This is a genomic window from Fibrobacter sp. UWH6, from assembly GCF_900142465.1.
In the GTDB taxonomy this organism is placed as follows: Bacteria; Fibrobacterota; Fibrobacteria; order Fibrobacterales; family Fibrobacteraceae; genus Fibrobacter.
Genome location: NZ_FRAX01000005.1, coordinates 62,946 through 76,540 on the forward strand (window position 1 = coordinate 62,946; position 13,595 = coordinate 76,540).

At 47.1% G+C, this 13,595-nt stretch carries 10 protein-coding genes; 7 read left to right on the top strand and 3 right to left on the bottom strand.

Going from position 1 to position 13,595, the window contains the following annotated elements; genetic code table 11:
* Positions 1-146 precede the first annotated feature (146 nt).
* Together BUB73_RS06155 and BUB73_RS06160 are read left to right on the top strand one after the other, a co-directional pair.
* On the top strand, positions 147-365 hold the full coding sequence (locus BUB73_RS06155; protein ID WP_073284443.1) for an ATP-binding cassette domain-containing protein: 219 nt from the start codon (positions 147-149) through the stop codon (positions 363-365).
* Positions 366-492: 127 nt separating this feature from the next.
* Entirely contained in the window at positions 493-1,044 is a 552-nt protein-coding gene (locus tag BUB73_RS06160; RefSeq protein WP_073284445.1) for an ATP-binding cassette domain-containing protein, read from the top strand.
* Here BUB73_RS06160 and BUB73_RS06165 read toward each other — a convergent pair.
* Together BUB73_RS06165 and BUB73_RS06170 are read right to left on the bottom strand one after the other, a co-directional pair.
* Complete coding sequence (locus BUB73_RS06165) at positions 1,010-1,876, bottom strand: hypothetical protein (protein ID WP_139259129.1); 867 nt, start codon at positions 1,874-1,876, stop codon at positions 1,010-1,012. The two genes, BUB73_RS06160 and BUB73_RS06165, sit on opposite strands and share 35 nt — an antisense overlap.
* A gap of 100 nt (positions 1,877-1,976) precedes the next feature.
* The gene (locus BUB73_RS06170; RefSeq protein ID WP_073158317.1) at positions 1,977-2,273 is read right to left on the bottom strand and encodes a hypothetical protein; all 297 of its coding nucleotides are present in this window, start codon (positions 2,271-2,273) and stop codon (positions 1,977-1,979) included.
* Between the two features lie 262 nt (positions 2,274-2,535).
* On the opposite strand from BUB73_RS06170, the gene BUB73_RS06175 reads away from it, so the two are divergent.
* From BUB73_RS06175 to BUB73_RS17215, 4 genes are all read left to right on the top strand, one after another.
* Entirely contained in the window at positions 2,536-3,675 is a 1,140-nt protein-coding gene (locus BUB73_RS06175; RefSeq protein ID WP_249269306.1) for a fibrobacter succinogenes major paralogous domain-containing protein, read from the top strand.
* A 144-nt stretch (positions 3,676-3,819) separates the two neighbouring features.
* The gene (locus tag BUB73_RS06180) at positions 3,820-6,042 is read left to right on the top strand and encodes an FISUMP domain-containing protein (RefSeq protein ID WP_170932271.1); all 2,223 of its coding nucleotides are present in this window, start codon (positions 3,820-3,822) and stop codon (positions 6,040-6,042) included.
* A gap of 18 nt (positions 6,043-6,060) precedes the next feature.
* A complete protein-coding gene (locus tag BUB73_RS06185; RefSeq protein WP_073284451.1) occupies positions 6,061-7,161 on the top strand; it encodes an FISUMP domain-containing protein in 1,101 nt (366 codons plus the stop codon).
* Between the two features lie 65 nt (positions 7,162-7,226).
* Entirely contained in the window at positions 7,227-9,245 is a 2,019-nt protein-coding gene (locus BUB73_RS17215; RefSeq protein WP_073284454.1) for an FISUMP domain-containing protein, read from the top strand.
* Positions 9,246-9,828: 583 nt separating this feature from the next.
* Here BUB73_RS17215 and BUB73_RS06195 read toward each other — a convergent pair.
* Complete coding sequence (locus BUB73_RS06195) at positions 9,829-11,187, bottom strand: ATP-binding protein (protein ID WP_073284457.1); 1,359 nt, start codon at positions 11,185-11,187, stop codon at positions 9,829-9,831.
* Positions 11,188-11,510: 323 nt separating this feature from the next.
* Between BUB73_RS06195 and BUB73_RS06200 the strand changes: the two genes are divergently transcribed.
* Entirely contained in the window at positions 11,511-13,595 is a 2,085-nt protein-coding gene (locus tag BUB73_RS06200; protein ID WP_083539668.1) for an FISUMP domain-containing protein, read from the top strand.

Sequence of the window (13,595 nt, forward strand, 5' to 3'; positions counted from 1 at the left end):
GACGCCAAAGGCGTTTCATTATAAGTCGCGTAGCGACATGCTCAGACCTCAAGGCGAGCTTCGCGAGTGCCCTCGTACCTCATACCTCTATGAAATTTTTCGATCTTCAGGTCAAGAACGTTTCCAAGAGCTTCGGCTAAAAGGCAGTGCTCGAGGGAATTGACGTATTCATCAAGGACGGCCAGTTCGTGACTTTGCGTGGTCCTTCCGGTTGCGGAAAGACCACGCTCCTTCGCATTGTCGCAGGCTTCGAAAAGGCCGACGCAGGCGAAGTGATTCTCAGTGGTGAAGTCATTTCCAGCAAGTCTCCGGCACACCGCCCCATCAATACGGTGTTCCAGAGTTACGCCCTGTTCCCCATCTGAACGTTTTTAACAACATCGCTTTCGGCCTCAAGAGTCATAAGGTTCCTTAGGACGAAATCGAGAAGCGCGTAAACGCCATGATGGAAATGGTGAACATCACCGACCTGAAAAACGAAATGCCCGCGCCTTGGTGAACGAGCCCGACATTCTTTTGCTGGACGAGCCTCTTTCCGCATTGGACGCAAACCTTCGCAAGAAACTCCAGGTGGAACTGAAGGAAGTCCAGAAGAAGACGGACACCACATTTATCATGGTGACTCACGACCAGGACGAAGCCATCGCCGTAAGCGACCGCGTGCTGGTGATGTACAAGGGCCAGATTGTGCAGGATGGTTCTCCCGAAGATGTTTACGAACATCCGGTGAATCGCTTTGTGGCCACCTTCATGGGCGAGTGCAATATTCTGGAATGCAAGCGTGCTTCCGATGACAAGGTAACTTGTGCATTCGGTGAACTGATTGCAGAACTTCCCGGTGTAGGCAACGCAGAAAGCCTTAAGCTCCGCGTCATGACCGACCCCGACGAAATCTACAACCCAGGCGACCTCGTCAAAAGCCCTTGCAAATTTTCCTTAAGTAATTTTCCCATAAAAAGAAAAAGTCCCGCACAAAGTGCGGGACATTTTTCCTTAAGAAGTAAAAGAACTACTTACCAATCTTTGCGGCGGCTTTTTTCTTAAAACCTTCCACAGCCTTGTTGACTGCAGCCCTATACACATCCACGGTACCACTGGCCTTCATGTCAACGCCACCATTGCTATAGCGGGCATAGTCATCACCTTCAAACTGATCCCATCCGCGATCAGAATAAAGGATCATATTACCGGACTTGTCAACCAAGGCCACATCCACACGGACAATCGGAGTCACGCGATTCATCAATTTGGTCATCATCCCTTTTTCGTAGGCAAACTGAAAATCCGCAATAGCGATAGCATCGACATCCAGCTTTTCACAAAGTTCGCCAACCGGCTTTAGAATGAAATCTTCCACCTTCGTGTTATTCACATAGTAATGACCAGATGGAACAATGTAGTTGTAAGGAAGCGGCATCATGCCAGTCGGGGTAACATAACGCGGTTTTTTGGCATTATGGATCTTGTCCATGTGAAGATGGTTTTCGGCATTTTCAATAGCCTCAGCAGTCTTTTGAATTGCATCGCTTGCAAAGAAAGCTTTCACATCTTCGCTATTGAGTGTTTCTTCAAAAGGAACGACTGTCCATCCATCGATGCTACTTAATGCCTTATGCAATTCATTTGCACCATGAGTTACGATGGTCACCTGTTCTTCGGTAAAGTATTCAACATTATCCTTGATAATGCCACCGACAAATGACATCAACGTTTCCTTTTTTTCTTTAAACTCTTCAATGTCAATAAATTCCTCGTTACCAGTAACAGCAAGAATAGCAATCTTCTTTACATTTCCAATATCGGGTTTCTTAACATTAATACCTGCGCAAGAGCAAAGCAAAAGCGCTAAACAACAAAACAAAATTATTCTCTTCATGAGAGCTCCTTCAAATATTTTTTTGTTCAAAAATTGCGATTGTCTTCAAGGCAAAAGCCCCGCACAAAAGTGCGGGGCATTTTTACTTAAGAAGTAAAAATTACTTTGCAAGGAAAGTCGGGCATTGCATGCCTTCACCATAGTAATATTCTGTACCGAACATCTTGTCTCCGGTCGGGCATTCAACAGTATAACCTGCCGGGCAGTTTTCAACAAGTTCGGCATTGTCACCCTGACACATTTCTTCAATCATGTCAGCATTTGCGGTACAATTTGTTACCTGACCATTGTACTTGTAAACGCAGGCCTTGGAGCTTGCGCTAGAAGAGGAATCATCGCTACATGCGGTAAACATTGCGGCGACAGCAAATACAGACAGAAGGATAATCTTATTCATTTTTTTTCCTTGATAATTGTGATATGGTAGAATATAGCTTAAAAAAGTTTCCAGAACAAGGGATTTACGTTCCTTATTTCTTGTAAAAATTCACGAATTGTCTACGAAAAAATCCTATATGTAACAGGGTGAAACATATAGAAAATTCGGCTAAAAATACGTGGAAAATGAGGAGTGTTTGAGGGAAAGCGGTTGTTGCGGGCGGTCGGGAGTTACTTGGTTCTTTTCTACTATTTGGTTGTAAAAGATCGAGGAAAACTTTATGAAGTTTGGTTTGTTGAAAGTTTTTGCGCTTGGAGGCGTCGTTCCGCTCGCTGTTGCGCTCAATGCCTGCGGCGATGATAGTTCCACTAGCGGGTCTAGCGATGGCGTGAACCGTGGTGGTATTCCCGACACCATCGAGACATTCATGGAACTGTCGGATTACGACTGCGGCAAGAGCCAGAAGTGTGTCGCCACCTACCTGACGGAATACCATGACATGGTAGTGTGCGATGGCGAGGATGGCTGGGTCATCGGGACTCTCATCGAGAAGATGGACTGCGACTTTTCTTCATCGAGTGCCAAGTCCAGCGACAGCAAGTCCAACGATCCCGCCGAAGTGACCGACGACTCCAGCGACAGCAAGGACAATCCTTCTTCGGCAGGAACATCGACCAAGTCCAGCGCTTCCAAAGAGCCGGACTCCAGCGGCTCCGAAGGCGTGGAAGGCTCTTCCGCAAGCGTTCCCGGCGGCAGCAGCGACGCCAGCGCCTACGACGTGGTCACCGGCACGCTTACCGACTCCCGCGACGGACAGACCTACAGGACCGTGAAAATCGGTGACAAGGTGTGGATGGCCGAAAACCTGAACTACGCCTACACCGGTGTTCCCTATAAATATGGTAGTTACACCTCCGATTCCACCAGTTGGTGCTACGACAACGCCCCTGCCAACTGTGCCAAGTACGGCCGTCTTTATACCTGGGCTGCGGCCATGGACAGCGTGGGCGAGTGGAGCACAAACGGCAAGGGCTGCGGCTATCTTAAGACATGCTTGCCGATATACCCAGTGCGTGGCGTTTGTCCCGAAGGCTGGCATCTGCCGACTCAATCGGAATGGAACACCCTGTTCACGGCGGTGGGCGGTTCATCGGTCGCCGGAACAAAGCTCAAGTCTACGTCCGGGTGGAATAGTAGCGGCAACGGCACGGATGCCTTCTCGTTTTCGGCGTTGCCTGCTGGCCTCAGGAACCTCAGTGGGAATTACGACAACGAGGGCAACTACGCGTACTTCTGGAGTTCTACGGAGCACTATAGCAACACCGCGTACCGCATGTACTTGAACTACGACGATGCGAACCTGGACGTCAGCAACAGGAACCGCGGGCTTTCCGTCCGTTGCGTCAAGGATTCTGACTAAATCTCAAAAGGTTTCCCTATGAAAAACACGTTCGCGAAAAAGTTTACGGTCTGCGCCCTTGCGGGGGTGTTCGGGTTTGCCCTTTCGGCTTGCGATAATTCGTCATCGGCGGGTGGCGATGAGTTCCCTGCAGAAGTCGAGAACTTGGCGGAGCTGCATACTTATGAATGTAATGACGAAATAACAGGGAAAAAAATTTATGTCTCTGAACAAGCTCTGAATTACGAATGTGACGGCACAACTTGGCAAAAAACAAACGACAGGACCACACCGAGTTCCTCTTCGAACAAAACATCCAGCAGCTCATCCAAGAAAAATACATCGGATATAAATCCCGAAAATTTAAAAACAGCGGACTTCTTAAATCCGGGAATTTCCTATGGAGAAATCAAGGACAGTCGCGATGGCGAAGTCTATAAGACCGTAAAAATCGGGGACCAGACATGGATTGCCGAAAACCTGAGATACCGCTACAAAGGAAAAACTGCCTCTTTGGATTCTTCCAGTTTCTGTTTTGAAGACAATCCGGAAAATTGTAAAAAATTCGGACGCATGTATCTTTGGAGTGCTGTCATGGACAGTGCGGGAATTTTGAATGACGACGGAAAAGGATGCGGAAACGGAGTCATGTGCAGACCGTCTTATCCTGTACAGGGAATCTGCCCGGAAGGCTTTCACGTGCCGAACGGAATCGAATACCAAAAGCTTTTATATTATGCGGGAGCACATTATCAAAAAGTAAATACGGGCTACTATCTTCATAATGCAAATGCCTTTTACTCGGAGATAGGTTCAAACGGGAAAAAAACGACTGGAACCGATGATTACGGATTCTCTGCGATCATGTCAACTCATTCCGGGTATTACAAAACGAATTTTTCCGTCTTTTGGACTTCTGTGCAAAGAAGTTCCAAGTACAGCAAAAAATTCTATCTCAGCCCACAATATGCCGCAGTCTACGATAATGGCTCTCTGGAATCTTCCCACAAAAATTACCTGCGCTGTATTAAAACAGAAGAAGATTCCACTTATGCCATTTCCACCGATATCCAAAATGACCTTAATCGCGCTGTAGCCTGTAAAACAGACGAAGTCGATTCTTGTAAATATGGAACCCTCATCGATTCCAGAGATGGACAAAAGTACAAGACCGTCCAAGTCGGGTATATGATCTGGATGGCGGAAAATTTGAATTACCGCTATTTGCAACCGTCGGCTACAGAAGATTCTACAAGTTCCTGCTACGAAAACGATCCGGAAAATTGTAAAAAAGATGGGCGCCTCTATTCGTATAGTGCGGCGGTGGATAGCGCGGGAATTTTCAGTGATAATGGAAAAGGCTGCGGCTACGGAATTGAATATTGTCCCTATCCGGACACGGGATTTATCCGCGGAGTCTGCCCGGAAGGTTGGCATTTGCCGTCTGGTGCTGAAGTGTTGGATCTTAAATATATGGCTTACAAAAATAAGGATATCGAATCCAAAACGGAATTCAGTGCCGGCGGAGCTTTTTCACTTGGGTTAAACATCCGTCCAGTTGGAATCAAACGAGGACACTGGTACGAAGGCTATGGCGCCCTTATGTGGACAAGTTCATCTGTCGAAGAAAAATATGCCACCTATATGCAAGTACATAGTTATTTATTCGATCATGATTGGGAGTATCAGGATAAAAGTAACCACATGTCCGTAAGATGCGTTCGACATTTCGATTCTTACGAACCGACCGAACCGGATACAAAAATTTCCTTCCCGACTTTTGACGAAACCATTCCCGTCATAGACCCCTGCAAAGGCTCCGGATGCAGCGATTCCATTGTGGATGAGCGAGACGGAATAGTTTACCGAACTGTTAAAATTGGAGACCAATGGTGGATGCAGGATAACCTACGGCTTCAAGATACGACAGACACGCTTTACAACAAGTATGATAAAGAATATCCTTGGAGCGTTGCCATGGATAGTGCAGGAATTTATTCAACAGACGGCAAAGGCTGCGGCAATGGAAAGTTCTGTTCTACATCCGGCAAAGTTCGAGGCATTTGTCCAAAGGGTTGGCATTTACCGACCACAAAAGATTTTTGGACTTTGATGGCCCATGCAAGCGATAAGCCTCTAAAATGGAAAGATGATTTAAACAATCTCTATTTTAGACACACTGCAACCCAGCATACCACCCAGTATTATGGAGGTAAAGCGTTGACTTCTTGCTATTGGGCTTCCACGGAAAAATCTGAAGAAACCGCTTCCCAAATGTGCGTTTCCGCAGATGATGGATCCTTGTTTGCAAATTTTGTCAGCACGTCAGGAGGCGTCAAAAAGAATAAGGATAAACATACGGTGCGCTGCATCAAGGACTCGGATTAAATCTCAAGAGGTTTCCCTATGAAAAATACATTCGCGAAAAAGTTCACGGTCTGCGCCCTTGCGGGGGTGCTCTGTTTCGCCCTGACCGCCTGCGATGATTCGTCGTCGGCGGGAGGCGATGACGTCATTCTGAGTGGCGATAGCCGCGAAGAATCCAGTGATTCTCGCTCCAACGATAAGGATGAAGCAATCTCCAGCAACGGTAAAGTGGAGTCGAATAGGTCCAGTAGTTCGGCAAAAGAAACGAAGGACTCATCTGACACCAAGAGTTCCAGTTCTGTGAAGTCTGGAAATTCTTCTAACAGCCATAAGGGCGATTCTAGTTCGTCGGTTGGTTCTTCTTCGAGTGAAAAGCAAAGTAGCAGTGCCATGAGCAAGGTAGAGTCTTCGTCGAGTGAAGAAATGAAAAATGCATGGGATTATCTAAATCCGGACGTAGACTATGGTGAGTTTATCGATGAACGGGATGGACAAGTGTACAAAACCGTGGTTATATGCGACAGAGAATATGGCGAAAATTGTCGAATTTGGATGGCCCAGAACTTAAACTACGCCTATACCGGAGTGCCTTATAAGTACAGTGCCGACAATAGAATCTATGTTTCAGACTCCACCAGTTGGTGCTACGAAAATGATTCTTTCAACTGCGATAAATACGGTCGTCTTTACACCTGGAGTGCAGCGATGGACAGTGCCGCACAGTTCAGTGAAAATGCAGGAACTGAGTGTGGCTATATGAGATCTTGTACACCAAACAACCTGCACCGTGGCATTTGCCCTGATGGCTGGCATGTGCCTACAAATGCAGAGTATGACACCTTGTTTTTTTACACTGGTGGTTTCCTCAGTGCTAGTTGGAATTTAAAATCCGCTAGTAGCTGGTATAGCGGTTTCAGTGCTAACCAATACGGCTTCTCGGTGCTTCCTGCCGGTATTAGGGACTATAATGGCAATTTCGTCGATGAGAGATACCGCACCTACTTTTGGACTGCTTCTGCGGGTAATATGAATGACTACGCTTGGGGCAAGTGTTTCTACTATAAAGACAGTGAAGCATCAAAAGTCGGCAAACAGAAGAAAGTTGGCCTAAGTCTTCGTTGCGTCAAGGACTCAAACTAGCCCGCCGATGAATTATCAATTCCGAAATCCGAATTCATAAATCCGAATTTCCAAAAGGTTTTGCTATGAAAAATACATTCTCCAGAAAGTTTACGGTTTGCACCTTTGCGGGGGTGCTTGGTGCTGCGTTTATCGGTTGCGGGGACGACGGGTCGTCTTCGCCGAAAGGGACGGGGCTCCCCGCCGAAGTGGCCGACATGGAAGAACTCGAGACATACGAGTGCAGCATGGATGTCATCGGCGAAAAAGTGTTCGTGGAAAGCGAAGACCTTCTGTATGAGTGTGATGGTGATGCGTGGTTCAAGTCTTACGACCAGACAAAGCCGAGTTCGACTTCTACAAAGTCGTCGAGCAGCAAGAAGTCCGACGGGTCCAGCGATTCCAAGAATTCTGATAAGGACGGTTCATCGAGCAGCGACGCTACGACATCTAGCAGTTCTGCGAAGTCCAGCAGCTCGCGCCCGACGGAAATCCTTGAACCCGAAATCACCGTGAACGAGACCTGCACCGAGGTGGGCGCCTGCGACGCCATGGTCAAGACCGACATAAGTACATGGCACTTTGTTCGCAAGGACAACTTCGGCGACGATGCGGAATACACCTACACGGTGGACGGCAAGGACCTTATCGTGACCATCAAGAGTGCCGACGGCTCGACTGATTCTAAGACTTATTCTATGTATAATATGGAATCCGAAGCGGGCGTGGAGATGGCATTCAATGCCGCAAAATCGACTTGCAAGAACGGCGGCGGGAACGACAACAAAGTAAAGAGTTGCGTGAAGGATACGGTAAAGGCGTTGCCAGAATGCGATGCGAGTAGGGAAGGATTTATCGGAAAGAAGGATTCTTCGTCCTATGTAGCCTGCAAGTCGGGTTCTTGGGTCAAAGCGACTGATTTGGAAATAGAGCTGAAGTCTGCCTGTGTCAAAGATTTGCGGGGCGAGATGATGCCTGCGTATGACTTGGAAAAAATGGATTCAGTTTTTTATGTCTGCGGAATTTCAGGCTGGAGAGATGCTTGGACATTTGAAATTGCTGTAGGATCGGGGTGCACGGAATCTCTTCTAGGGGAGATTCGCTCTGTATATCCTTCGCCATATAATAGCCGTGATACAATCTACTTTATTTGTAAAAAAGCGGGCGATGATTGGCGTGAAGCGTCCTCTTTGGAAAGAAACACATACAAAAAAGAATGCCCAAAAGATTTTAAGCTGGTTCCTGGAAATATACACACCGATATGCTGTATGTCTGTGATTCTAGTTCATTTAGGGAAGCTACAGGTAGCGAGCAAGCGATTGGACTTGGCTGTACAAGTGAAAATCTTGGAGCGAAAATAGATCTTGAAGGGTATCCATTAAAATGTTATAAATTTAGTGAATCAGGCTCTTGGGGGCTAGATGATGAATCTATTGTCGAGGGAACCTTTACTGACAAAAGGGACGGTAGGGCATACAGAACTGTGACTTATGGAAGCCATACTTGGATGGCGGAGAACTTGAATTATGCTTACAAGGGTGTGAAGTATAATTATAACGGCTACACTTTTGACTCTACTAGCTGGTGCTATAACAACGATACGGACTACTGCGATGAGTATGGCCGTCTCTATACCTGGTCCGCTGCCGTAGATAGTGCTGGAATTATGAACGACGACTGCGAAAATTGTGGTTTTGAATCATCCGCTGTTCCGAAGCGGACTCCTGTACGCGGTATTTGCCCTGACGGCTGGTACTTGCCTGATTCAACGGAATGGCTTCTATTCTTGCAGGTAGCTAGTTTTTGGAACAGCTTCTCTAAAGAACGTTTACAAAGTGAAAACCTTTGGAAAGATGGTAAGGGAACTGATTACTGGAAATTTTCCGTTAAGCCATCAGGAATTAAGAAAAGTACGCTTTGCGTAGGCGATTGTTTTTATAATTTAGGCTTCAGTGCTAGTTTTTGGAGTAGCACTCCTCACGATTTTAATGAGAAAAAAGATGCTGCAATGGCTAGTATTGATCAAGTTTCAATAGGCATGGGTAGTTTTCGCCATTCAAAAACAACAGCTTACTCCGTCCGCTGCATCAAGGACTCCGACTAACCCGCCGACGGATTGTCAATTCCACACCGCACATTTCACACTTCACACTAGAATCGCGTTAGGGATGGAAGTGGCGAAGCCATTCGGACTCGCGAAGCGAGGCTGAACGGACGCACGGCTGCCTTATTCTTGCCATAAAAATTGCCGTGCGATAACGCGACAGCCCGACCCGGCGAAGCCGGGGAACGCCCAATAAATGGCTAAATTTCTAAAATTATTTAGTAGGTAAATTATTTTTCTGCTGGATAATTTATTTTGCCCAAATCTACCATAAAATTGGTCGACTAGACAAGATGGTGATAACTATGCCTACACACTGGAATTGCGCCTCGACTTCAACAGTGATAGCTACAGCGATACCGAATCCAAGGAATATGCCAATTCTGTTCGTTGCGTAAAGGTCTAGCGCAAGTTCCGTGGCTGAACATTCGCGTTAGGCCCCGCAGCCCGCATGGGGTCGGACTCGCGCGGCGCTTGCCTTGTGCAGTCGCACGGAGCGCGAGTCGATAGCGCAAGGGGCCGACCCCAGCGAAGCTGGGGGAACGCCCAATCATCAGGCCATGAATGTTTTGACAGTTGTGTTCTATAGGCACATGGCCATGTAGGCTGGTAGGCAAATAATTCCGTCGTCCTTGATTTCGAAATTTTTTGGGTGTATAATGTATGCCTCGCCGATTCGCTTGCGGAACTTTTCGCAGAATCTTGTCAACGATTCGTATTTGTACCGCTTGCCCGACTTGACTTCGATGGGGAAAATTTTGAAGTTCACCTTGTTGTTGTCGGTTATGATAAAGTCGATCTCGATGTCGTTCCGGTGCTTTTCTTCGTTGTAATGGGTGTAGAAAAATGCCTTGTGTCCGTTTGCACGTAACATTTGCGCTATGGCGTTCTCGTACAGCATGCCTTCGTTCAGGTTGAGCTTGCCGTTGAGAATTTGCTTGTAAAGTTCGTTTTCGGTTATGGCGTTTTCGCTAAAGGCGTGGCTTGCCAGGAGACCGGTGTCGCCCATGTAGCATTTTATGTAGGCTCTTTCTTCGTTAAGTGTCAGGCCTACATTAGGGTCAGTGCAGTTAAAGCATTCGTTGACGATCCTTGAATTGCCGAGCCAGAAGAAGGTGTCTGCATATTGTGCAAAGTAGGAGCCCGCCTGGATTTCGCTGAAGACGATGCGCTTTTCGTGCTGCGAAAGGAATGCGGGAATCTGGTCGAAGATTGCCAGTACGCGGGACTGGTAACGGTCCTCGATTTTCATGATGTCGTCGCGGTACAGCTTCAGAATGTCCCGCTTTTCTTCGTCGCTCCTTTGGAAGGACCGCTTTTCAAGAAACGCCGCGACGCTTTGGGGCATGCCGCCAACAAGAATGTACTCCTTGAAGATGAGCATGGCTTTCTCGTGAAGCCCACTTTCTAGGGGAATTTTCTTTGCAAAGCAGTTCTTGATGTATTTGACCAGCATGGATTCGCCAAGTGCGTCGCAAAATTCCTCAAAGTCCATGGGGTGCATGTCCATGGCGCGTTCTTCGGAAGGTATCGTGATGTCCTTCACGTTCTGCTGTATGGAAATGAGGGATCCCGTTTCAAGGTAGTCGTAGCGCCCGTCCTTTACGAGTTTCTTTATGGATTGCCTTGCCTTTGGAAATCGCTGCACCTCGTCAAAGATAATCAGGGATTCCCTGTTGAAAAGTTCTACGCCATATTCGGTGGAAAGCACCATGAAAAATGTGTCCAAGTCTCCCAGAAGGTTGTTGAACGCGTTAATTACTGCATCGGAGACATCGTTGAAGTCGATAAGGATGTGGGATCTGTATTCGTGCCTAGCGAACTCTTCGGCGATGGTGGACTTGCCGATACGTCTTGCGCCCTCGATGAGCAGGGCTTTTTTCCCTTGGGTGGTGTTTTTCCAGTCAAGCAGCTTGGAGTAGATTTTTCTTTTGAATGCCATAAATACCCGTATTTTTCGAGAGTGCGCAGGTATAAATATACTAAAAATTAGAGAGAGTGCGCAGGTATGAATGATGTATTTTTGATTAGAGTGCGCAGATAATCCATTGAAAACTTTTTTGAGGTGTCCTTCCCTAAAAGAGTTGACATTTTTTTTGAACACATCAAAAAACAGCCTATATGTAACAGGGTGTTACATATAGAAAATTTTGCTAAAAATGCGAGGAAAATGAGAGGTATTTTCGAAAAATCGGTAGCTGCGGGCGGTCGGGAGTCGCTTGGTTCTTTTCTATTATTTGGTTGTAAAAGTATGAGGAAATTTTTATGAAGATCATTTGTTTTAAAGCATTGGCTCTTGGGTGCGCAGTACCAATCTTTATGGCACTCGTAGCCTGCGGCGATGATAGCGGTTCTGGTCCATCCAAGGATGGTTCCGAACAGTCAAATCAAGACGTTTTGGATACGGTTCCGCATGAATCCTCGTTTGACAGCCTGAACGTGGGAGAGTTTTACGATTCCAAGAGCGGCAATACCTATGCTTTGGTGCGGTTCAAAACGTACCAGTGGCTCATGAGCGACATTCATTACGATACGTTCTCTGCCGGCCCCATGTGTTACGACCTGGATGATGCGAACTGCGAAAATTTCGGCATGCTCTATCGTGCTACAAAGGCGGAGAAAGCTTGCCCAGAGGGCTTTGAAATTCCATCGGAACAGGATTGGAAAGAGCTGAAAAAATACAGAAGTTCGCTAGACAAGGAACAACAGTTCGGTATGAACGTCAGGAAGGCTGGATTTTGTTCCGAGGCCGACGACGGTGAACTGAGCTGCCAAATGCAAGGTTCGAAGTCGTTCTACCTGACAGCGAACAATACCGTATTCGTGACAAATGACGGGTTGACCGGTTCCTTTGCGCCTGCCGAGAATAACGGTTTCTATTCGCTACGCTGCATTTCTAGAACCTACATAGTGAAGTCCGTAGAAAACCTCCCTACCTGCGATAGTTCTTCTCAAATGAGCCTCGGGGAATTCTATGTGACGGATGCCCAGAGTAACTACCGCTGCAACGGCTCCTACAAGTGGGTTGACAACTTCAATAGTGATTGCGAACATGTAAGAAAGGGCTACACCTCGGTAGTCAACGACACTACCTACATTTGCAAATATGGTTCCTGGGAAATTGCAGAAATAGATGACGTGGATCTTGAGTGCGGTGCTGCCAATGACGGCTCTACAACGAAGTTCAACGGCGTTGACTATGTTTGCCAAAATGATTCCTGGCGCAAGTTTACCGCTACAGAAATAAAGCTTGGCCTATGCAATGCCGAAGCTCTTGGCTTTGTCGGTTCCATTAAAAATGACAATTACTATTGTGATTCTACAGGGTGGCGCAAGGCTTCTTTTGAAGACATTGTAGAGGAATGCAACAAGAAAAAAGAAGGGCTATATATTCCGTACAATGGGGATTATTATGGTTGCAACGATACCGGCTGGGTCCGCCTTTCTGATATTGAAATTGAATTCGGCTTTTGCACAAGCAAGATTGCGGGTGCGCTAGATACGCTAAATGAAGTTATCTATGTGTGCAACGATTCCCTGAGGTGGAGGACGGCAAACCTTGTCGATGTCTATGGCAAGTGCACAGAAACCCGCAACGGAGATTCCGCAACATTCAATGAAAATCGTTATGCCTGCACGGACACTTCTTGGCGCGCGTTTACCACCCTTGAAAAAACTCTTGGCAAAATTTGCTATAGCAAGAGGTTCGGTTCACTGGAGAAGGACGGGTACAACGCCTATTATGTTTGCGATTCTACCGGCTGGCATTCTGCGGGGGCAAGCTACATTTCGAAGGTTCACGGGGAATGTACCGCTGACAGGGCATACGATATTGTTGACTGGACTTCAGGCGGTAACACTTCGCCAACAAGATACTACTGCTCTACAAGCGGCACCTGGTCTGTATCTTCTACGCTAGAACAGAAAATCGGCTTGTGCCAGGCAAGCAACCGTGGCGAATTCAAGGTGTATAACGGCAGTAACTACATGTGCGATTCTACGGGTTGGAGAACCGCTACAGACAAGGATTTCCTTGGAAAGTGCGACAACAGTAACCTGGGTGCGACCAAGAAGTATATCAGCAAGTATTATGGCTGTTCCGAAAAGGGCTGGGTCGTTACTACGGCGCTCAACTGGAGCATCGGGACTATGTGCATGGAAAATTTCGAGGGCGAAACGGCAACCTATGCCGGGGCAAGCATGGTATGCAACGGCAGCAACTGGGTTTTGTCTGGCGACTTGACGCAGGCCCTTGGCGCATGCGATGAAATAAACTATAGAAAGCTTGTTAATGGGCTAGACGGCCAGCGCTATTTCTGCAACGGAACGTCATGGGCTATTTCGAAGTAA